This is a genomic window from Vibrio sp. 10N.261.54.E10, assembly GCF_002877735.2.
GTDB lineage: Bacteria > Pseudomonadota > Gammaproteobacteria > Enterobacterales > Vibrionaceae > Vibrio > Vibrio crassostreae_C.
In genome coordinates this window covers 434,465-456,050 of record NZ_MCXE02000003.1, presented here as the reverse complement: position 1 = coordinate 456,050, position 21,586 = coordinate 434,465, and the positions used below count along the sequence as shown (strand labels likewise).

The following is a 21,586-nucleotide window of genomic DNA, read 5'->3' as shown; positions in this document are numbered from 1 at the left end:
GAATTGACTGTGCCGATAATAAATTATCGATTGGTCACTCAGTTCATTGAAATCAATGTGATTCCTAAGAATCAATTTTTGATATTCATCAACGAGTGCCCACACAGATTGATAGGTTTAAATTGTTAAAGAGCTTTTCCTTTTTGAGCTTCGCTCAAATCGGACGGCCATTTTAGCGATTTAAGTTTTAGTGTCAACCACTATTTTCAAAACTTTTTTCAAGCGCTTGGCTTGGCTAATTTGGCTTGCTGATTCGTTCTGGTTTCCTAAGAAGCCATCCCGTGTCAGCGAGGTGGCATTATAGAGATTTCGATCACACTGGCAAGCCCTTTTTTAAGTTTTTTTCGTTTTTTTATTCGTTCGATTAAAAAGAACTCAAAACGCCTCAAAAGTAGGCTTTTATCTTACATATTCTTCAGTTTTTCAGTGAACAAAGAGACTTTTTCCCAGTTTGTGTACTCAACTTCCTTCGTTGTATCCGTTTCACCACCTGTCATATTCATAATAAAGCGGATCATGGTTCTATCGAACCAGTTATAACGTGGGTAATAGAGGGCACCTGCAAATACACCGATTAAAGTCGGCTGCCATGGAGACTTGGTAAGGAACTTCTTAATATACGCACTGCCTTCTGGTGTATCTTTGCCTTGGTCTTCTTTACGCGCCGTTAAGTTAACACAGAAGAACGCAACCTTGCTTGATTGCAACTGAGTAAGGTTGGCATCAATAAATTGATATAGCTTCTTATTAAGGTGGCCATAACGAATCGATGCGCCAATCAACACTCTGTCGTACTGAGCAAAGTCCACCTTGCCAATAGTGTGCAGATCTTGAAGCTCACATTCGAACTCACTCATTTCTTCTTTTATATAGTTCAAGATTTTCTTGGTCTGCCCTTCACGGCTTGAATACAAAAATAGAACTTTTGCCACAATGTTGTCCTTAGCTACGCCAAAACGTAGGGGTCAATAAGATTAATAAGGTGAAGATTTCTAATCGGCCAAACAGCATAGATACGATAAGTACCCATTTTGCTTTGTCGTTCACATCGCCAAAGTGCACCGCGACTTCACCAAGGCCCGGGCCAAGGTTATTTAATGTCGCCGCTACCGCAGAGAAAGCACTCAACTCGTCCATACCAGTTGCAATAAGAGCCAGCATACAAACCACAAACACTAATGCGTATGCAGAGAAGAAGCCCCAGACCGCATCTACAACACGTTGTGGTAGTGCAGAACCGCCAACCTTGATGGTATAGACAGCCCGTGGGTGAACAAGACGCTTCATTTCACGAGCACCTTGCAGAGTAAGTAGTAAGATTCGAATCACTTTCATACCACCACCCGTAGAACCTGCACATCCCCCTATAAAAGAAGAGAACAAAAGCAGTACGGGTAAGAACAATGGCCACTCTGAGAAACCCGTCGTTGTAAAACCCGCGGTCGTAGAGATAGACACGGTTTGGAACAAGGCTTGGTCGAAAGCATCGTAGTACGAATCATAAGAGTGATGATTGAGCAGTAATAAGAAACAAACCAAGAACAGTACTGCCTGAATAAAGATAAAGGCGCGGAACTCAGGATCTTTCCAATAATACTTAGGATGCACACCACCTGAAGCAAATGCAGCAAAGTGAAGCGAATAGTTACATGCGGATATAAGAAGGAACACAACTGTAATCATGTTGATCGCAGGGCTATTGAAATACCCCATGCTCGCATCGTGAGTCGAGAAGCCACCAATCGCAATAGTAGAGAAGCTATGACTGATGGCATCAAAGAAGCTCATCCCAGCAAGCCAAAACGCCACTGCACAAGCAATGGTTAAGCTCAGGTAGATGTACCAAAGCGCTTTTGCCGTTTCAGCAATACGCGGAGTCATCTTGCTATCTTTTACTGGACCCGGGATTTCAGCACGATATAACTGCATACCACCGATACCCAGAACAGGGAGGATAGCTACCGCTAATACGATGATACCCATACCACCAAACCATTGTAGGAACTGACGATAAAAAAGAATCGCCTTAGGCAGATCATCGAGGCCGACAATTACGGTCGCACCTGTCGTAGTTAATGCAGAGAAGGATTCGAAGAAAGCATCGGTTACCGACACATTGGGGTTATCGGCGATCAAAAACGGCAGCGCACCCGCACTACCGATTACCGTCCAAAACAGAACAACAATCAAAAAGCCATCACGCGCTTTCAATTCATGCTTATAACGTCGGTTTGGAAACCAGCAAGTTGCTCCACAGAATAAGAGAACGAAGAAGGTCGTCACAAATGGCACACCCGCACCATCTCGATAGATCAGAGCGACGAGCGCAGGTGCGAGCATTGATACACTAAAAAGTGCTAATAATAATCCGACGATTCGAATAATTGAGCGAAATTGCATGAGCTATTGAACGAAGCGAAATGCTTCACACTTCCTAGTTGTCTTTGACTTTCGTTACCAGTGCCTTAGCACCGCTTTTATTGATCATGGTTTGGGTAAACGAATCTACCTGAAGGAGCTCTATTTCAATAATAAGCTCAACTTGAACACCATAATCCGCTTGGACTTCAACAGCCTGATGCTGAGCCATGATGGATTGTGCAATCGGCACAAAGCCATAGTCTAACTCTAGCCGTAATTTTGTGGTTATTTTTTTCTCGATAGTTTGAAGCAGCTTGAGAGCTTGTTGTACTCCACCACCATAAGCCTTAACTAAACCACCAGTACCGAGCTTGATTCCGCCTGAATAGCGAGTGACTACAGCCGTTAACTCGCCAACACCTGAACCAGACAGTTGCGCCAAGATAGGCTTTCCAGCAGTACCCGAGGGTTCGCCATCATCACTAAAGCCCCACTTCATCGAGTCTTCAGGTCGCCCTGCAGCAAAGCCCCAACAGTTATGTCGCGCTGAAGAATGCTCTTTTTTTACCTGTTCAACGAACTGCTTAGCAGCTTCTACACTTGGAGTATGAGCAAGATGAGTAATAAAAACGCTCTTTTTTATCTCTTCTTCAAATAAAGCCGACGCTGACGGTATTAAATAGGGCTGTTCATTCATATCGTTAACTTAATTATTAAGAGCGGCGAAGTGTATCACGCGTGAATAATAAGGGTTAGAGGATCTGTGCTGTCGCACAATGTTAAACAATTGTTTAAAAAATGTATTGAAATTAATCAAGCAGAGGTACAGACTAGAATAACTGGTCTTACCAGGTGCTCTACAATAATAGAAAGATAACAAGATTCTCTCAAACAATCGTGGATTGTATGTCATGGAGATAGACAATGATTTACCAAGCTAACACCCTACAGGTAAAGGAATTACAAGATGGTATTGCGGAATTAAGCTTCTGTGCACCGGCATCTGTAAACAAACTCGACCTTGCAACTTTAGAATCACTAGATAAAGCGTTAGATGCTCTTAATGCTCACGCAGGATTACGTGGTTTAATCTTAACTTCAAACAAAGACGCGTTCATTGTGGGCGCAGACATCACTGAATTTCTTGGCCTATTTGCTAAGCCAGAAGCAGAACTTGATGAATGGTTAAGATTCGCTAATTCAATCTTCAGCAAGCTCGAAGACCTTCCTGTCCCAACTCTTTCAATGATGCGTGGCCATGCCCTTGGCGGCGGCTGTGAATGTGTACTCGCTACCGATTTCCGTATCGGTGACAAGACCACCAGCATAGGTCTACCAGAAACCAAACTTGGCATCATGCCTGGTTTTGGTGGTTGTGTGCGCCTACCTCGTGTTATCGGTGCTGACAGCGCGATGGAAATTATCACTCAAGGCAAAGCATGCCGTGCAGATGAAGCGCTTAAAGTTGGCTTGTTAGATGCGATTGTTGAAACAGACCAACTACTAGAATCAGCGATCAACACTGTTTCTTTGGCAGCCAATGAGAAACTTGATTGGCAGCTACGTCGCAAACAAAAAACATCAGCGCTTTCACTAAGCAAACTCGAAGCGATGATGAGCTTTACCATGGCGAAAGGCTTAGTTGCTCAAAAAGCAGGTCCTCACTACCCAGCTCCGATTACTTCTGTGATTGCAATTGAAGAAGCAGCGTGCAGCGATCGTGATGCGGCGTTAGACATCGAACGCAAACACTTCGTTAAGCTAGCAAAATCTGAAGAAGCAAAAGCACTTGTCGGTTTATTCTTGAATGATCAATACATTAAAGGCTTAGCAAAACAAGCTGGTAAGTCTGCGAATAAAGCAACTGAACGCGCAGCAGTACTTGGCGCTGGCATCATGGGCGGCGGTATTGCTTACCAGTCAGCATTGAAAGGCGTGCCAGTGATGATGAAAGACATCGCACAAGCGTCTCTTGATCTTGGTATGAACGAAGCTTCTAAGCTGTTGAATAAACGCTTATCACGCGGTCGCCTAGATGGGTTCAAGATGGCAGGTATTCTGTCTTCTATTACTCCAAGTCTACATTATGCAGGTGTTGAGCAATCGGATGTGATTGTGGAAGCGGTTGTAGAAAACCCTAAAGTAAAAGCGGCAGTTTTGAGCGAAGTGGAAGGTTTGGTTGGTGAAGACACGGTTCTTACATCAAACACCTCAACGATTCCAATCAACCTGTTAGCGAAATCTTTAAAGCGCCCTGAAAACTTCTGTGGCATGCACTTCTTTAACCCAGTACACCGCATGCCTTTGGTTGAGATCATCCGTGGCGAGCATACTTCAGAAGAAACCATTAATCGCGTAGTCGCTTACGCAGCGAAAATGGGCAAATCCCCTATCGTTGTTAATGACTGCCCTGGCTTCTTCGTAAACCGTGTACTTTTCCCTTACTTTGGCGGTTTCAGCATGTTGCTACGCGACGGTGCTGACTTCACTAAGATCGATAAAGTCATGGAGCGCAAGTTCGGTTGGCCAATGGGCCCTGCGTACCTATTAGATGTTGTTGGTTTAGACACAGCACACCATGCCCAAGCAGTAATGGCGCAAGGTTTCCCTGAGCGTATGGGTAAAGAAGAGCGTGATGCGATTGACGCGCTTTATGTCGCTGAAAAATACGGCCAGAAGAACGGCAGCGGTTTCTACACGTACAGCGTAGACAAACGTGGTCGTCCTAAGAAGACCTTCTCTGAAGACATTCTTCCTATCTTGGCTGACGTATGCCAACAGCCACAAGACTTTGATGACCAGACCATTATCCAACGTGTGATGATTCCTATGATCAACGAAGTGGTGCTTTGTTTAGAAGAAGGCATCATCGCGACACCGCAAGAAGCGGATATGGCACTGGTTTACGGTTTAGGCTTCCCTCCATTCAGAGGCGGCGTATTCCGCTACTTAGACAGTGTGGGTATTGGTAACTTCGTTGAAATGGCGAAGAGCTACCAAGACTTAGGTGCAATGTACCAAGTTCCTCAACTATTGCTTGATATGGCAGCGAAGGGCGAAAGCTTTTACGACGGTCAACAAGCCAGTTCTCTGTAACCCACATTTGGAAAAGGAATAGCAAAATGAAAAATGTAGTTGTTGTTGATTGCCTTCGTACCCCAATGGGACGTTCCAAAGGTGGAGCTTTCCGTCACACTCGTGCTGAAGATCTATCTGCACATTTGATGAAAGGCATTTTAGAGCGCAACCCAGAAGTAAACCCTGTCGAGATTGAAGACATTTACTGGGGTTGTGTACAACAAACGCTAGAGCAAGGCTTCAACGTTGCACGTAACGCTGCTTTGCTTGCTGGTCTACCGATTAAGATTGGTGCTGTAACAGTCAACCGTTTATGTGGTTCATCTATGCAAGCTTTGCATGATGCAACTCGCTCTATCATGGTTGGTGATGCTGAAATCTGCCTGATTGGTGGTGTGGAGCACATGGGCCACGTACCAATGAACCATGGTGTTGATTTTCACCCAGGCATGTCAAAACACGTAGCAAAAGCGGCCGGCATGATGGGGCTAACCGCTGAGATGTTAGGCAAAATGCACGGTATTAGCCGTGAAGACCAAGATGCATTCGCAGCACGCTCACATGCTCGCGCTCAAGCAGCTACGGTTGAAGGTCGTTTCAAAAATGAAATCCTGCCAACCGAAGCTCACGCTGCAGACGGTTCTCTGTTCACTCTGGATTACGACGAAGTCATTCGCCCAGAGACAACAGTTGAAGGCTTATCCCAGCTGCGTCCGGTATTTGACCCAGCAAACGGCACAGTAACAGCAGGTACTTCATCAGCTCTGTCTGATGGTGCTTCTGCAATGCTTATCATGAGCGAAGAGAAAGCTAACGCACTTGGCCTTAAGATTCGCGCTCGCGTGAAGTCTATGGCTATCGCTGGCTGCGATCCTTCAATCATGGGTTACGGCCCAGTACCAGCAACCCAAAAAGCACTTAAACGTGCAGGACTAACCATTGAAGACATGGGTGTGATTGAGTTAAACGAAGCGTTTGCTGCTCAATCTCTACCTTGTGCTAAAGACTTAGGTCTACTGGATGTTGTTGACGAGAAAGTAAACCTTAACGGCGGTGCGATTGCTCTGGGTCACCCACTAGGCTGTTCTGGTTCTCGTATCTCGACGACGCTAATCAACCTGATGGAAGCACAAGACGTGAAATACGGCTTGGCGACTATGTGTATTGGTTTAGGCCAAGGTATTGCAACGGTATTTGAACGCCCATAGCGTTTACTGACTGTAATATTTGAAGGGTAATCTTTTGTGCAGCTATATTTATATAGCTGCACTTTTTATTGCTTGGCATCCAACAATGCATCGATTGTGTTCAGCGAACTCAACGAGAGAAAAACCAACCCTGACATCTATGCACAAAACGCATATATTCAATGTTGATGTTTCATTATTTTTTCTCGGATGATTCAACTAAAGTTACTTCAGTTTCCTAATATTCCTCCACGGAGCAGATCATGTTTAAAGCACTTGTACTAAACCAAGAAGACAAAAAAACTATCGCGTCAGTTTCTCAAATTGAAGAATCTCAATTACCAGAAGGTAACGTGAAGATTGATGTTAGCTACTCTTCTTTGAACTACAAAGATGGTTTGGCGATTACAGGTAAAGGGCGCATTGTTCGCAACTTCCCTATGGTTCCTGGTATCGACCTTTCTGGTGTGGTTTCACAATCTGATGACCCTCGCTACAAAGCAGGCGACGAAGTGGTTCTAACTGGTTGGGGTGTTGGTGAAGGTCACTGGGGCGGCATGGCTGAGAAAGCAAGCCTAAACGGTGACTGGTTAGTGCCGATGCCTAAAGGTCTAGACGCTAAGAAAGTAATGGCGATTGGTACAGCAGGCTTCACAGCAATGCTTTGTGTTCAAGCTATTGTCGATGCTGGCATCAAGCCTGAAGACGGTGAAATCCTAGTTACCGGCGCAAGTGGCGGTGTAGGTAGCGTATCTATCACTCTACTAAACCAACTGGGCTACAAAGTGGCAGCAGTGACTGGCCGTGCTTCTGTAAACGGTGAACTACTTAAATCACTAGGCGCGACACGTATTGTAGAGCGTGCTGAACTAGAAGAACCAGCTAAGCCACTAGAAAAACAACTGTGGGCTGGCGCTATCGATACGGTAGGCAGCAAAGTGCTTGCGAAAGTATTGGCGCAAATTGATTACAACGGTGCGGTTGCGATGTGTGGTCTAGCAGGCGGTTTTGACTTACCAACCACGGTAATGCCATTCATTCTGCGTAACGTTCGCCTACAAGGTGTTGATTCTGTAATGTGCCCTCGTGAAAAACGTATTAAAGCGTGGGAACAACTGGCTGAGCTACTACCAGAATCTTTCTACGCTCAAGCAACCAAAGAAGTGTCTTTAGACGGTGCAATTCAAGCAGCAGAAGACATCACTAACGGTCAAATCACTGGTCGCGTAGTCATTAAACTATAGGCTCTCAAACATAAAGTTATCAAACCTTAAGCAACAGCTTTAGGCTTGGATAACCCAAAACAACAAAGGGCTGATTTTTATCAGCCCTTTTGCGTTTTTGTCATTCGGGTCAAGTGAACTCAGACTCAGATCCGGTTAACCCAAACCGACATCCGCAATCCGTTTTTGAATCAACTCACCACACTCTTCTTTTACCACTCTTCTTAACCATTGTTGTGAAGCAGAAGAATCGCAACGCGAGTGCCAGATCAGTGAGTAATCAAACGGCATAAATTCAAATGGTAATGGCTTAACAACCAAGTCATAACGCTCTGCTACCAAATAAGCCAAATCAGCAGGCACAGTAATCACCAACGGCATTCTATCGACAATCGCCAATGCCGCTTCAAGGTGATAAGCACGCAACACCATTTTACGAGGCTGTTGATTGGCTAACGCGTTGTCTAATAAAGCCTTAACACCATCACTGATCGCAATCATCGCATGTGGGAGTGAAACATAGTCTTCAAGGCTTAAAGGTTGATCGGCTAATGGATGGTTTTTAGATAACAGACACGACACACCAACCGGCCCCAAGACTTCTTGATGAAGTGGTGCAATGCTGCCACTCGGACGACAGATCGCCATATCAACGCGTTCGGTGCTGAGCTGTTTAAACAAATGCTCATGCTGCAACGGAGCAAACTCCAAAGAGATATTGGGTGCTTGTTCATAAATCTTAGGCAACGCATAAGGCAAGATGGTTTGCATCGCATAATCGGTGGTAGCGATCAGAAAACGTTCGCTGCAATAGTAAGGGTCAAAGTCACTCGGACTCAGCAATTGGCGAAAAGACTCCAAAGGCTGATCAATACGCTGACTGATCTCGAGTGCTTTCTTGGTAGGAATAAGGTGCTGACCTTGACGTGTAAACAACGGATCGTTTAGTAATTCTCTTAAACGCCCTAATACTCGACTGGTTGCGGATTGGCTTAAGTTAAGACGAAGCGCGGCCTGGCTTACGCTGCCCTCTTCAATCAATACCTTTAAAGCGACCAATAAATTAAGGTCTCTACGATAGATGTCTTCTAATTCCACGCCACTTACCTAGCTGTATACGATTGCCATTAGTCACTAAGTTGTTTATAGCATGCTTTAGATAAAAAAAATCCCGCAATTACGCGGGGAAGCCCAAGAAAATTGGGGGATAGTGTCGGAATGTTGTCGTATCGGAATTCGCTTGCTGTATTCGGGTTAGTGCTCTTGCTCTTCGGCTATGCCTTGCCAACGGCGCATCTCTACCCAAATACCAATAATCGTTGCTACTATGCCAAAAATAGGCATCAGTGAGGTCTCTGTCGATGAGCGTAGTACTAACGCACAAAAAGAAATAAAACAGAGAACCGAATAAATTGTTAATCTATCTAATCCTGTCAACATCGCCACTCCTTAGCTAGTTGCCTTTGCTTCAAGTTGTTATCAACTTGTTAACTAAGTTATAGGAAATGATTCTGTTTGCCAAGCACTTATTGCATATTTTTTCTGCAGACGTATTATTCACTCGTTAGATAGATATAGAGATACAAACCATGACATTCAAACCTGAACTGGCAACCCATACTTTAGAAGCTGAAGGCCTGCGTTGCCCGGAACCAGTAATGATGGTCAGGAAGACAATTAGAAACATGCAGGATGGCGATGTGTTACTGGTAAAAGCTGACGATCCTTCGACAACTCGAGATATTCCGAGCTTTTGTCGATTCATGGATCACCAGTTGGTAGGCCAAGCAACAGAAACGTTGCCTTACCAGTATTTGATCAGAAAGGGATTGGAGGCGTAACGCCCCACCGACTATCAAGTATCAAAAAAGCCGCTCGTACCTTATGTTCTTAAACAGAACTCAGAGTACGAGCGGCTTTTTGTTTATTCGCTTCTAGATTTGTTTTGCAGATGCTCCAGCTGATGCTGAATTTCTCGGATATCTTTGCGCATCGGAATAATATGCGCGACCCGAATCCAAGCCTCTACCGCAAGTGCAGTCATGATGATGGCACCCGCGACCATTGGCAGCCACATGTCCGTCAACACCATGCCTAACAGTGTAAGTGCAAGACCAAAAGTAAATAGATAACTTTGGCTTTGTGGAGTAATACCCATATAACGCGTCAACATAATCATGCCCTCGTGTTCTTAACTCACAAGATTAAAATATCATGACAAGTATGACAGTTATATGTCCATTCGCTCGATAAACCCCACAATACTGTAAGAGTATGACCTACAACACATTACTCTACTGATTGAGTATAATAAGACTCAATACCACCTGTTAATAGAAAGCAGCAGCGATAGCTAAACCCACGAATAGCAAGGCTGTGATCTTACGAATCAGATCAAGAGGCATCTTATCAGCAGACAGCTTACCGATGATCACCACAGGCACATTTGCCAGCAACATACCAATGGTTGTACCCAGAATCACCCACGCTAATGCATCCGCATATTGAGCCCCTAGGATAGAGGTCGCAATTTGGGTTTTATCGCCGATCTCAGCAATGAAGAAGGCGATGAAACTGGCGACAAACGGGCCTCGGTTTGATATCTGCTCATCGTCATCCAACTTATCCGGAATCAGAATCCAGCCCGCCATAGCGATGAAACTAACCACCAGCACCCACTTTAATACTTCAGGTGAAAGATAGTCGGCGACCACAACCCCGAGCCATGCAGCAAGGGCATGATTGGCAATGGTGGCAAAGAAGATAGCCGCAATGATAGGTATCGGTTTTCGATATCGACTGGCTAATAAAAGGGATAGCAACTGGGTCTTATCACCGATCTCGGCTAAGGCGACAGTTGTAATTGAAATTGCTAAAACGCTCACGACATGCTCATTTGGGATGGAGATTATTATATTTAACCAAAGACAAACCTCGCGCCCCATCCCGGTTCACGATGCTTGTCTAAGGTCTTGCTAAGCGCCACCAAGGTGGTGGTTGCCTCGAACGCCATGATGATTTTGCATCAATTATGTTGACGAACGAACTCATTCAATAGGATATGAATAAGTAAGCTACTCCCCAAAGACCGCGAGATTTTAATCACCCACGCTTTCAAACACAAGTGTCAAACTTATCAAAATATCCACTTGTGCCGAAAAACAAACATTAAAGGCAAAAAAATCCACTAAACGACATTTTAGACCACTAATTAAACAAGATTACCCCTACTCGCTTTACGAATATCTCGGTATACTCAGAGGTTATTTTTCTCATTCATTTAAAAGAATCGCGCGAACCTGACTATGCAAAAATACGATATCAAAACCTTCCAGGGAATGATCCTCGCGCTGCAGGATTACTGGGCTCAAAACGGTTGTACCATTGTTCAACCTCTAGATATGGAAGTAGGTGCAGGCACCTCTCACCCAATGACATGTCTACGAGCACTTGGCCCAGAGCCAATGTCTACAGCTTACGTTCAACCTTCTCGTCGTCCGACCGATGGCCGTTACGGTGAAAACCCGAACCGTCTGCAGCACTACTACCAATTCCAAGTAGCGCTAAAACCATCGCCAGACAATATCCAAGAGTTGTACCTAGGCTCCCTAGAGGTTCTTGGTGTTGACCCACTTGTTCACGACATTCGCTTCGTTGAAGATAACTGGGAAAACCCAACACTAGGCGCATGGGGCCTTGGTTGGGAAGTATGGCTAAACGGCATGGAAGTAACTCAGTTTACTTACTTCCAACAGGTTGGCGGCCTTGAGTGTAAGCCAGTAACTGGCGAGATCACTTACGGTATCGAGCGTCTAGCAATGTACATCCAGGAAGTAGATTCTGTTTACGACCTAGTATGGAACGTAGCACCAGACGGTTCTAACGTGACTTACGGTGACATCTTCCACCAAAACGAAGTTGAGCAATCGACGTACAACTTCGAGCACGCAGACGTAGATTTCCTATTCACTTTCTTCGACCAGTGCGAGAAAGAGTGTAAAGAGCTACTTGAGCTTGAGAAGCCACTGCCGCTTCCAGCTTACGAGCGCATTCTAAAAGCAGGTCACGCATTCAACATCCTTGATGCGCGCAAAGCTATCTCTGTAACAGAGCGTCAACGTTACATCCTTCGTATCCGCAACCTGACTAAATCAGTTGCTGAAGCGTACTACGCGTCACGTGAAGCGCTTGGCTTCCCAATGTGTAAGAAGGAAGGTAAATAATCATGGCGAAGAATTTTCTAATTGAACTGGGTACGGAAGAGCTTCCACCAACAGCACTTCGTTCTCTAGCAGAAGCGTTTGCTTCTAACTTTGAAGCAGGTCTTAAAACGGCTGAGCTTTCTCACGAAGGCATCAAGTGGTACGCAGCACCTCGTCGTCTAGCACTTAAAGTAACTGCACTGGCTGAAGGCCAAGCAGACAAAGTGGTTGAGAAACGTGGCCCTGCTGTTTCTGTGGCATTCGATGCTGAAGGCAACGCGACCAAAGCGGCACAAGGTTGGGCTCGTGGTAACGGTATTACTGTTGAGCAAGCTGACCGTCTGAAAACAGACAAAGGCGAGTGGCTTCTTTTCAAACAAGAAGTAGCTGGCAAACCAGTTCAAGAATTGGTGATGGACATTGCTGCGAAAGCACTGGCTGGCCTACCAATTCCTAAAGCAATGCGCTGGGGTAACTCAGACATTCAATTTATCCGTCCAGTAAAAACACTGACAGTACTACTAGGTGATGAGCTTGTTGAAGGCGAAATCCTAGGCGTAGCATCTGCTCGTACTATCCGTGGCCACCGTTTCATGGGCGAACAAGAGTTCACAATCGACTCTGCTGACCAATACCCTGCGATCCTAGAAGAGCGCGGTAAAGTAATGGCAGATTACGAAGCGCGTAAAGCGATCATCCTTGCTGATTCGCAAAAAGCGGCAGCTGCGGTTGGCGGTACAGCTGACCTAGAAGATGACCTTGTTGAAGAAGTAACGTCTCTGGTTGAATGGCCAGTAGTACTGACAGCGAAGTTTGAAGAAGAATTCCTAAAAGTCCCTTCTGAAGCTTTGGTTTACACCATGAAGGGTGACCAAAAGTACTTCCCTGTTTACGATGACAACAAGAAGCTACTACCGAACTTCATCTTCGTATCGAACATCGAGTCTAAAGAGCCTCGTCACGTTATCGAAGGTAACGAGAAAGTGGTACGCCCACGTCTTGCTGATGCTGAATTCTTCTTCAACACAGACCGTAAGCGCCCGCTTATCGACCGTCTTGCTGAACTAGACCAGGCTATCTTCCAGAAGCAATTGGGTACTATCAAAGACAAAACAGACCGCATCACAGAGCTTGCAGGCTACATTGCTGAGCAAATCGATGCTGACGTTGAAAAGTCTAAGCGTGCTGGCCTACTGGCTAAGTGTGACCTAATGACCTCTATGGTATTCGAATTTACGGATACTCAAGGTGTGATGGGCATGCACTACGCGACTCACGACGGTGAAGACGAGCAAGTTGCACTGGCACTTTACGAGCAATACATGCCTCGTTTCGCGGGTGACGATCTACCAAGCACTGGTATCTCTTCAGCAGTAGCAATGGCAGACAAGCTAGACACTATCGTAGGTATCTTCGGTATTGGCCAAGCACCAAAAGGTTCTGACCCATTTGCACTTCGTCGTGCGTCTCTAGGTGTGCTACGTATCATCGTTGAAAACGGCTACAACCTAGACCTAACCGATCTGATCGGCAAAGCGAAAGAGCTACTAGGCGACAAGCTGACTAACAAAAACGTAGAAGCTGACGTTATCGACTTCATGCTAGGTCGTTTCCGCGCATGGTACCAAGATGCTGGTTTCAGCGTTGATATCATCCAAGCGGTACTAGCACGTCGTCCAACTAAGCCTGCTGACTTTGACCAACGTGTTAAAGCGGTTTCTCACTTCCGTGAACTGGAAGCAGCAGAAGCACTAGCAGCAGCGAACAAGCGTGTAGGTAATATCCTTGCGAAATTCGATGGCGAGCTACCAGCTGAAATCGACCTAACGCTTCTTCAAGAAGACGCAGAGAAAGCACTGGCTGAAAACGTTGAAGTAATGACGGAAGCACTAGAACCAGCATTCGCAACAGGTAACTACCAAGAAGCCCTAAGCAAGCTTGCTGATCTACGTGAACCAGTTGATGCATTCTTCGATAACGTAATGGTTATGGCTGATGACGAAGCGCTTAAGAAGAACCGTCTAACGCTACTGAACAACCTACGTAACCTGTTCCTACAGATTGCTGACATCTCTCTACTGCAAAAATAAGCACAAGTGAGACAATTACTCTAAGTCATACTCTGAGTAATTAACGGTAAACACCCAAAGGGAAGCGAAAGCTTCCCTTTTTGTTTTTGTGAACCAAGCATTTGTTTGTAGAGGTATTATTGATTAACTGAATGAAACAGCACTCAGACTGTAGAGGGCATTGTTTGCTATAAATAACCTGTTTATTCAGGGGAAGGGAACAATGAAAAAAACAGTACTCGCGCTTTCAATGCTCGCACTCAGCGCATGCAGCCAAACCAGTGACAATATCCTATTACTGACAATTGATAACGACACTGTCGTATTTGAATCATCAGGTAAAGGTACCGTAATTGCAGAACAGGAACTCGCCAAAGGTAGCTATACCTTCTCTATCAGCGATACTCAAAATACCTGTGGTACTAACTATGCTTTGGCTGAAGAAAGTCGCATCAAATTCAATAAACCCCTTCGCCTAGACGACTGCGCCGAGAATTCTGAAATAGATATAAAGGTCTTTCGTGCTAACACCTACCAGTTTACGCTCAACCCTCAGACCAATGAACTCACGGTTCAGATAAAGCCGAAGCAGCAACAAGTTCAAAGCTTTGCCTGTCCTGTACCCAGTGACCAACCAACCACCATCGATGTTACTCAAACCTTTGATGATGGCACCTTGGTAAGAGACGCTCTTTCAGGCAAACAAGTCACAGTTACCAATGGCAGCGTCACCATGCAGCCAGCAGAAAACAGCCAAGGTGTTCTGCTACTAGAGAAAGTAGAACCAGAAACCAAGGCCGATTTTAGTTGGGACAACGCCACTGTTTACTTCGTCATGACCGACCGTTTCCATAATGGTAATCCTGATAACGACAACAGCTATGGTCGCAGCCAAGATGGACAAGATGAAATCGGCACCTTCCACGGTGGTGACTTGGCAGGCTTAACCGAAAAACTCGACTATATAGAATCGCTCGGTGCCAATGCTATCTGGATTACCTCTCCGTTAGAACAGATCCACGGTTGGGTTGGCGGTGGTGATCGCGGTGATTTCAAGCATTATGGCTACCACGGCTACTACCATCAAGATTGGACCAAGCTCGATGACAACATGGGCACCGAAGACGAGCTAAAAACCTTCATCGATACCGCGCATAGCAAAGGCATTCGTGTTGTTTGGGATGTGGTAATGAACCACACCGGCTATGCGACGCTTGCCGACATGCAAGAGTTTGATTTTGGTAAGCTCAACCTAACTGACGAAGAAGCCAAACAAACACTTGGCGAAAACTGGACAGATTGGCAACCTGCCAAAGGTCAGAACTGGCACTACTTCAACAACTACATCTCTTACAGCGACAAAGAAGCGTGGGAAAAGTGGTGGGGCAAAGCTTGGCTACGCAGCGATATCGGCGCCTATGACTCTCCGGGCTACAATAACCTCACCATGTCTTTGGCGCATCTGCCCGATTTCAAAACAGAGTCGACAGAGACAATCGGGCTGCCTAATTTCTATCGCAATAAGTCCACCAGCGCGACCGATGAACTCAAAACACCTCGTAACCATTTAATCACTTGGTTATCGGATTGGGTGCGCGAATATGGTGTCGATGGTTTCAGGGTCGATACCGCTAAACACGTTGAACTCGAAGCATGGGCAGAACTGAAAGAGAGCACCAACCAGGCACTTGCCGAGTGGAAACAGAACAACCCAGACAAGGCCTTGGATGACTTACCCTTCTGGATGACTGGCGAAGTATGGGCACACAGCGTGGTCAAATCAGATTACTTCGCTAACGGATTTGATTCGATCATCAACTTTGAATTCCAGAGTGATATCGCACCAAAGGCGCTCAAGTGCCTATCCGATCTTGATGCTGATTACCTTCGATACGCAGAGAAGATCAACAACGACAGCGAGTTCAACGTACTGAGTTACCTTTCGTCTCACGACACCTCGCTATTCTGGACACAACATGGCAGTGACTTTGCAAAACAAACCAAAGCTGCAAACGCGTTGATGCTGGCTCCCGGTGCGGTACAGATCTATTACGGCGATGAAATCGCCCGAGACTTTGGCCCAACGGGTTCTGATCCAATGCAAGGCACACGCTCAGATATGCCTTGGGATCAAATCACTGGCGAACGTGCAGAGCTGCTAGAACACTGGCAAGCGCTTGGCCAATTCCGCCAACGCCACCCAGCCGTTGCTCAGGGTAAGCACATCATCCGTAACAGCAAGGGCTACTATGCGTTCGAACGCCAATACCAAGATGACAAGGTATTAGTCGTTTATACCGGTTCGAACTAAACCTTCATTAACATAAACACCAGAAACTAAAGGGGAAGCTTAGGCTTCTCCTTTTTTTATCGCTAAAGGTACGTTCAATAAACAAGCTGTCACTCATTAACCAAACTTTATAGAAGTTTTTTACGTGTTAGAGCATTTGGCGCTATGCGTCGCAAAAACATTGCGGTATGTTCAAGGAATACACTGATGGCAGACATAAGGTCTGCCTTAATGACACGTAACAAGCAATCACAATGAATTAGGTAAAATTAGTAATGCAGTTCTCTAAGTTTGGCGAAAAGTTTAATCGATACTCTGGAATCACTCGTTTAATGGATGATTTGAATGATGGCCTGCGCACTCCTGGCGCTATCATGCTCGGTGGTGGCAACCCAGCCGCTATCCCTGCCATGCTCGATTACTTTAACCAAGCCAGTGCCGACATGCTCGCCAGTGGAGAACTCATCGCCGCCCTCGCCAACTACGATGGTCCGCAGGGTAAAGACAGCTTCATCAAATCGTTAGCGGCAATGCTGAAAGAGACCTACGGTTGGGACATCAGCGAGAAGAACATCAGCCTGACTAATGGCAGTCAAAGTGGCTTCTTCTACCTATTCAACCTGCTAGCAGGCCAACATCCTGACGGCTCACATAAGAAAATCCTACTGCCGATCGCACCGGAATACATCGGCTACGGCGACGCGGGTATTGATGACGATATTTTTATCTCTTACCACCCAGAGATCGAACTGCTAGAAAACCGTCAGTTTAAATACCACGTTGATTTTGAACAACTAAAGGTTGATGACTCAGTCGCGGCTATCTGTGCATCTCGTCCAACCAACCCAACGGGTAACGTACTGACCGACGAAGAAGTGCGTAAACTGGATAAACTGGCGCGTGAAAACAACATCCCACTGCTGATCGACAATGCTTACGGCCTGCCGTTTCCTAACATCATCTTTGAAGATGTCGAACCGCTCTGGAATGAAAATACGATTCTGTGCATGAGCCTTTCTAAGCTTGGTTTGCCGGGTGTGCGTTGCGGTATCGTAATTGCGAGTGAAGAAGTAACACAAGCATTGACCAACATGAATGGCATCATTAGCTTAGCGCCAAACAGTGTTGGCCCTGCAATTGCCAATCACATGATTGAAAAAGGCGATTTACTGCGCTTAAGTAGCGAGGTAATCAAACCTTTCTATAAAGATAAGTCACTACGTGCAGTTGAACTGTTACAAGACGCTATCGACGACCCTCGCTTCCGTATTCACAAGCCTGAAGGCGCTATCTTCTTATGGCTATGGTTTGATGAGCTGCCGATCACCACAATGGAACTGTACGACCGCCTTAAAGCTCGCGGCGTATTGATTGTTCCGGGTGAATACTTCTTTATCGGCCAAGAAGACGAGTGGGATCATGCTCACCAGTGCTTACGCATGAACTACGTACAAGATGATGAGGCGATGCAGAAAGGCATTGCTATCATTGCTGAAGAAGTGAAAAAGGCTTACAGCGAAAGTAAATAGAGATTCCCTACTCGGTCGTTCCTCCCTCTATGGAATGACGGTGATAGGACAAACAAAAAAGAGCACCTCATGAGGTGCTCTTTCACTTCTACTTTCCGATAATTTTTGTCACTTGAATACCCTAAATAATTGGGGGTTCAGCTAGGCGACCATTCGTTTCACAAAACACAAGCAATTCAGCCCTATGAGCATAGGGAACCTATGTGATTTGGGCGGCCGGCGATCCGGGGAATTTACGACGTCAACAACGCTGTAGCTTCAAATATGACGGGTATTAGCCTTCTAGTAGACTATTACCATTGATAGCAATCTTACGTGGTTGCATCGCTTCTGGGATTTCGCGTTCGAGGTCGATGTGAAGAAGACCATTTTCCATGCTTGCACCTACCACTTTTACGTAGTCAGCCAGTTGGAATTTACGCTCGAAATCGCGCTCTGCGATACCTTGGTATACGAAGGTTTTCTCTGCTTCTGCTTTACGCTCACCTTTCACAATTAGCATGTTCTCTTTCTGAGTCAGATCTAATTGGTCATCAGCAAAACCAGCGACTGCCATAGTAATACGGTAGTTGTTCTCGTCTTTTTGCTCGATGTTGTATGGAGGGTAACCGCCAGAAGAGTTCTTCGATGTATTCGCTTCCATCATGTTGAATAGACGATCGAAGCCGATTGCGTTGCGGTAAAGTGGAGTGAAATCTACAGTTCTCATAATGCTATCCTTTTAGTAAGCAATAGTCTTAGCTGCGAATTTTACTTGGATCTAACCTGTGTGTGACCCAGTAAACAGCTAAGAGATTCAATTCGCATTCCTCGGGTTTCACCTCTATTGGCGACAACGCTGGGACATGGCAATGAATCAATTTTTAAGTTGTGTGCTGCCAAAGTTATCCTCTATTGAGCGATACTTCGTTAGCGGTAATGAAGGTTCTGTTTCTTCTCTTGTAGAGCAAGACAGTCATCCTCTTCACAAATAGATATATGGATTGAGCAAAATAGTTTCAAGGGGTTATTTTCAATTATTTTTGCAACTCAATATTTTTCAATATCTTACAAATATAAAAAAGCACTATCCAAAGGATAGTGCTTTTTTATGATTTTAGTTTTTTGAGACGAAGCTATTTGGCTTTAGTTCAAGGAAGAGGCGCGGAGCATACGAATGTATGTGAGCACCTCTGACACAGAAATTAAGCCAAAGAGCGAAGTATCAAAGAGACTAAACGTCTAGGTTTGCTACTTTCAGTGCATTCTCTTCGATGAAGTTACGACGAGGTTCAACTTGGTCACCCATTAGCGTCGTAAACAACAAATCAGCACCAACAGCGTCTTCAATTGTTACTTGCATCATACGGCGAGTTTCAGGATCCATCGTGGTTTCCCAAAGTTGATCAGGGTTCATCTCACCTAGACCTTTGTATCGCTGTAGGCTTAGACCACGACGAGACTCTTTCACTAACCAGTTCAGAGCATCAACGAAGCTAGAAACTTCTTGAGTACGCTCACCACGCTTAATGTAAGCGCCTTCTTCAATCAAGCCATCAAGAGCTTCAGAAAGATCCGCTAGCTTACCAAACTCTTTAGAGTTAATAAGATCGATGCTTAGTAGGTGTTCATGAGTCACACCATGAGTACGAACCACAATCTTAGGAACGCTTAAGCCTAGCTCTTCGTGTTTTTCAACTTCAAGGCTGTATTGGCTTGCACCTACTTCTTTCGCGTTTAGCTGTTCAACAAGCTGCTTACCCCAAGCTTCAACTGCCGCGTCATCATGACACTGCTCGGCCGTTAGACGAGGAACGTAAATCAGTTCGTGAACCAATGCGCGTGGGTAACGGCGGCTCATACGATCAACAAGCTTGATGCCTGCATTGTATTGCTGAACAAGCTTCTCTAAACCTTCACCTGCAAATGCTGGCGCTTCAGGGTTTACGTGCAGTTCTGCGTTGTCTAAAGCCAAAGATACTTGATACTGGTTCATCGCATCTTCATCTTTAATGTACTGCTCTTGCTTACCTTTCTTCACTTTGTAAAGTGGCGGTTGAGCAATGTAGATGTAGCCACGTTCAATCAACTCTGGCATTTGACGGTAGAAGAACGTCAGTAGCAGGGTACGGATGTGAGAACCATCGACATCGGCATCGGTCATGATGATGATGTTGTGGTAACGCAGTTTATCTGGGTTGTATTCGTCACGACCAATACCACAACCAAGAGCGGTGATTAGCGTTGCTACTTCTTGAGAAGACAGCATTTTATCGAAACGTGCTTTCTCTACGTTAAGGATTTTACCTTTCAGCGGTAGGATTGCTTGGTTCTTACGGTTACGCCCCTGCTTAGCTGAACCGCCAGCAGAGTCTCCTTCCACAATATATAGTTCAGACAGTGCAGGATCTTTTTCCTGACAGTCAGCAAGCTTACCAGGAAGACCCGCTAAATCTAATGCGCCTTTACGACGAGTCATTTCACGAGCTTTACGCGCTGCATCACGAGCACGTGCTGCATCAATAATTTTAGAACAAACTGTTTTCGCTTCACCTGGGTTCTCAATAAGGAACTCAGACAACTTCTCACCCATTGTAGATTCAACGGCAGACTTCACTTCTGAAGAAACCAGCTTATCTTTAGTTTGGCTTGAGAACTTAGGATCAGGCACTTTAACAGAAACAATCGCCGTCAGACCTTCACGAGCATCATCACCAGAGGTCGCAGTCTTCGCTTTCTTAGAGAAGCCTTCCTTGTCCATGAAGCTGTTCAGAGTACGCGTTAGCGCCGCACGGAAACCTGCTAAGTGAGCACCACCATCGCGTTGAGGGATGTTGTTGGTGAAACAGTAGATGTTTTCTTGGTAGCCGTCATTCCACTGCATCGCAACTTCAACGGTAATACCGTCTTCGCGCTCAGAGTTAAAGTGGAAGATTTTTTGGATGATTGGCGTTTTGTTAGTATTAAGGTGTTCAACAAACGCTTGGATACCGCCTTCGTATTCGAAGTGATCCATTTTGTCTTCTTCGCGCTCGTCAATTAGCTTAATTGATACACCTGAGTTCAAGAATGATAGCTCACGTAGACGCTTAGCTAAAATGTCGTAATGGAACTCGATGTTAGTGAAGGTTTCTTCACTCGGCCAGAAACGAATCTCTGTACCTGTTTTATCCGTGTCACCGATAACCGCTAGTGGCGCTTGAGGCTCACCGTGGCTGTAGGTTTGAGTGTGGATTTTGCCACCGCGGTGGATAGTAAGAGTAACTTGCTTAGAAAGTGCGTTAACTACTGAAACACCAACACCGTGCAGACCACCAGATACCTTGTACGAGTTATCATCGAACTTACCACCAGCGTGAAGAACCGTCATGATTACTTCGGCTGCAGATACGTTTTCTTCTGGGTGCAATTCTGTTGGAATACCACGGCCGTCATCGCTCACAGACACAGAACTATCTTCATGGATAGTTACAATGATGTCATTACAGTGACCAGCTAGCGCTTCATCAATAGAGTTATCTACCACCTCAAAAACCATGTGGTGCAGACCGGTACCATCATCCGTGTCGCCAATGTACATTCCAGGACGCTTACGTACCGCATCCAGACCCTTCAGTACTTTAATACTCGATGAATCGTAATTATCTGACATAGTTACTCTCTGACTA

17 protein-coding genes and 1 riboswitch are annotated in these 21,586 nt (G+C 45.5%); of the genes, 8 read left to right on the top strand and 9 right to left on the bottom strand.

Features of this window, described 5'->3' with window-relative positions; translation table 11 throughout:
• Positions 1-404: 404 nt before the first annotated feature.
• From hemG to BCU07_RS21005, 3 genes are read right to left on the bottom strand one after another with little or no spacing between them, the layout of a single operon-like run.
• Positions 405-932: a menaquinone-dependent protoporphyrinogen IX dehydrogenase gene (gene hemG / locus BCU07_RS21015; protein WP_017058824.1), complete on the bottom strand. Its 528-nt coding sequence runs from the start codon at positions 930-932 to the stop codon at positions 405-407.
• A 10-nt stretch (positions 933-942) separates the two neighbouring features.
• Entirely contained in the window at positions 943-2,400 is a 1,458-nt protein-coding gene (locus BCU07_RS21010) for a TrkH family potassium uptake protein (protein WP_008223210.1), read from the bottom strand.
• 34 nt (positions 2,401-2,434) lie between these two features.
• Positions 2,435-3,058: a YigZ family protein gene (locus BCU07_RS21005; RefSeq protein WP_004736669.1), complete on the bottom strand. Its 624-nt coding sequence runs from the start codon at positions 3,056-3,058 to the stop codon at positions 2,435-2,437.
• A gap of 227 nt (positions 3,059-3,285) precedes the next feature.
• On the opposite strand from BCU07_RS21005, the gene fadB reads away from it, so the two are divergent.
• From fadB to BCU07_RS20990, 3 genes are all read left to right on the top strand, one after another.
• Complete coding sequence (fadB, locus tag BCU07_RS21000; RefSeq protein ID WP_102429006.1) at positions 3,286-5,457, top strand: fatty acid oxidation complex subunit alpha FadB; 2,172 nt, start codon at positions 3,286-3,288, stop codon at positions 5,455-5,457.
• Positions 5,458-5,483: 26 nt separating this feature from the next.
• Positions 5,484-6,647, top strand: coding sequence for an acetyl-CoA C-acyltransferase FadA (gene fadA, locus BCU07_RS20995; protein ID WP_102429007.1), 1,164 nt, complete (start codon positions 5,484-5,486; stop codon positions 6,645-6,647).
• Positions 6,648-6,889: 242 nt separating this feature from the next.
• On the top strand, positions 6,890-7,870 hold the full coding sequence (locus tag BCU07_RS20990) for an MDR family oxidoreductase (RefSeq protein WP_017058820.1): 981 nt from the start codon (positions 6,890-6,892) through the stop codon (positions 7,868-7,870).
• Between the two features lie 135 nt (positions 7,871-8,005).
• Here the strand turns inward: BCU07_RS20990 and BCU07_RS20985 are convergent, their stop codons facing one another.
• Together BCU07_RS20985 and BCU07_RS20980 are read right to left on the bottom strand one after the other, a co-directional pair.
• Positions 8,006-8,947 (bottom strand): LysR family transcriptional regulator, encoded by a 942-nt coding sequence (locus BCU07_RS20985; RefSeq protein ID WP_004736673.1) that lies wholly within the window; start codon positions 8,945-8,947, stop codon positions 8,006-8,008.
• A 156-nt stretch (positions 8,948-9,103) separates the two neighbouring features.
• Positions 9,104-9,289 carry a hypothetical protein gene (locus BCU07_RS20980; RefSeq protein ID WP_004736674.1) on the bottom strand — a complete coding sequence of 62 codons (186 nt, stop codon included), beginning with the start codon at positions 9,287-9,289 and terminating at the stop codon, positions 9,104-9,106.
• Positions 9,290-9,438: 149 nt separating this feature from the next.
• Between BCU07_RS20980 and tusA the strand changes: the two genes are divergently transcribed.
• The gene (gene tusA, locus BCU07_RS20975) at positions 9,439-9,690 is read left to right on the top strand and encodes a sulfurtransferase TusA (RefSeq protein ID WP_004736675.1); all 252 of its coding nucleotides are present in this window, start codon (positions 9,439-9,441) and stop codon (positions 9,688-9,690) included.
• 83 nt (positions 9,691-9,773) lie between these two features.
• Here the strand turns inward: tusA and BCU07_RS20970 are convergent, their stop codons facing one another.
• Both BCU07_RS20970 and BCU07_RS20965 read right to left on the bottom strand, forming a co-directional pair.
• Positions 9,774-10,028, bottom strand: a complete 255-nt coding sequence (locus BCU07_RS20970) for a hypothetical protein (RefSeq protein WP_017058818.1) — start codon at positions 10,026-10,028, stop codon at positions 9,774-9,776.
• Positions 10,029-10,179: 151 nt separating this feature from the next.
• A complete protein-coding gene (locus tag BCU07_RS20965) occupies positions 10,180-10,734 on the bottom strand; it encodes a TMEM165/GDT1 family protein (RefSeq protein WP_017058817.1) in 555 nt (184 codons plus the stop codon).
• A gap of 34 nt (positions 10,735-10,768) precedes the next feature.
• Positions 10,769-10,944, bottom strand: a riboswitch (yybP-ykoY riboswitch).
• 210 nt (positions 10,945-11,154) lie between these two features.
• On the opposite strand from BCU07_RS20965, the gene glyQ reads away from it, so the two are divergent.
• The 4 genes from glyQ to BCU07_RS20945 all read left to right on the top strand — a co-directional run bounded on the left by glyQ (position 11,155) and on the right by BCU07_RS20945 (position 17,939).
• Positions 11,155-12,072, top strand: a complete 918-nt coding sequence (glyQ, locus tag BCU07_RS20960; RefSeq protein ID WP_017058815.1) for a glycine--tRNA ligase subunit alpha — start codon at positions 11,155-11,157, stop codon at positions 12,070-12,072.
• Positions 12,073-12,074: 2 nt separating this feature from the next.
• A complete protein-coding gene (gene glyS / locus BCU07_RS20955) occupies positions 12,075-14,141 on the top strand; it encodes a glycine--tRNA ligase subunit beta (protein ID WP_017058814.1) in 2,067 nt (688 codons plus the stop codon).
• A 202-nt stretch (positions 14,142-14,343) separates the two neighbouring features.
• Positions 14,344-16,431: an alpha-amylase gene (locus BCU07_RS20950; RefSeq protein WP_102429008.1), complete on the top strand. Its 2,088-nt coding sequence runs from the start codon at positions 14,344-14,346 to the stop codon at positions 16,429-16,431.
• A gap of 254 nt (positions 16,432-16,685) precedes the next feature.
• Positions 16,686-17,939: a valine--pyruvate transaminase gene (locus BCU07_RS20945; RefSeq protein WP_102429009.1), complete on the top strand. Its 1,254-nt coding sequence runs from the start codon at positions 16,686-16,688 to the stop codon at positions 17,937-17,939.
• A gap of 274 nt (positions 17,940-18,213) precedes the next feature.
• Here BCU07_RS20945 and BCU07_RS20940 read toward each other — a convergent pair whose 3' ends face one another.
• Both BCU07_RS20940 and gyrB read right to left on the bottom strand, forming a co-directional pair.
• Entirely contained in the window at positions 18,214-18,648 is a 435-nt protein-coding gene (locus tag BCU07_RS20940) for an Hsp20 family protein (protein WP_009848140.1), read from the bottom strand.
• Positions 18,649-19,152: 504 nt separating this feature from the next.
• Complete coding sequence (gene gyrB / locus BCU07_RS20935; RefSeq protein WP_017058811.1) at positions 19,153-21,570, bottom strand: DNA topoisomerase (ATP-hydrolyzing) subunit B; 2,418 nt, start codon at positions 21,568-21,570, stop codon at positions 19,153-19,155.
• Between the last annotated feature and the right edge of the window lie 16 nt (positions 21,571-21,586).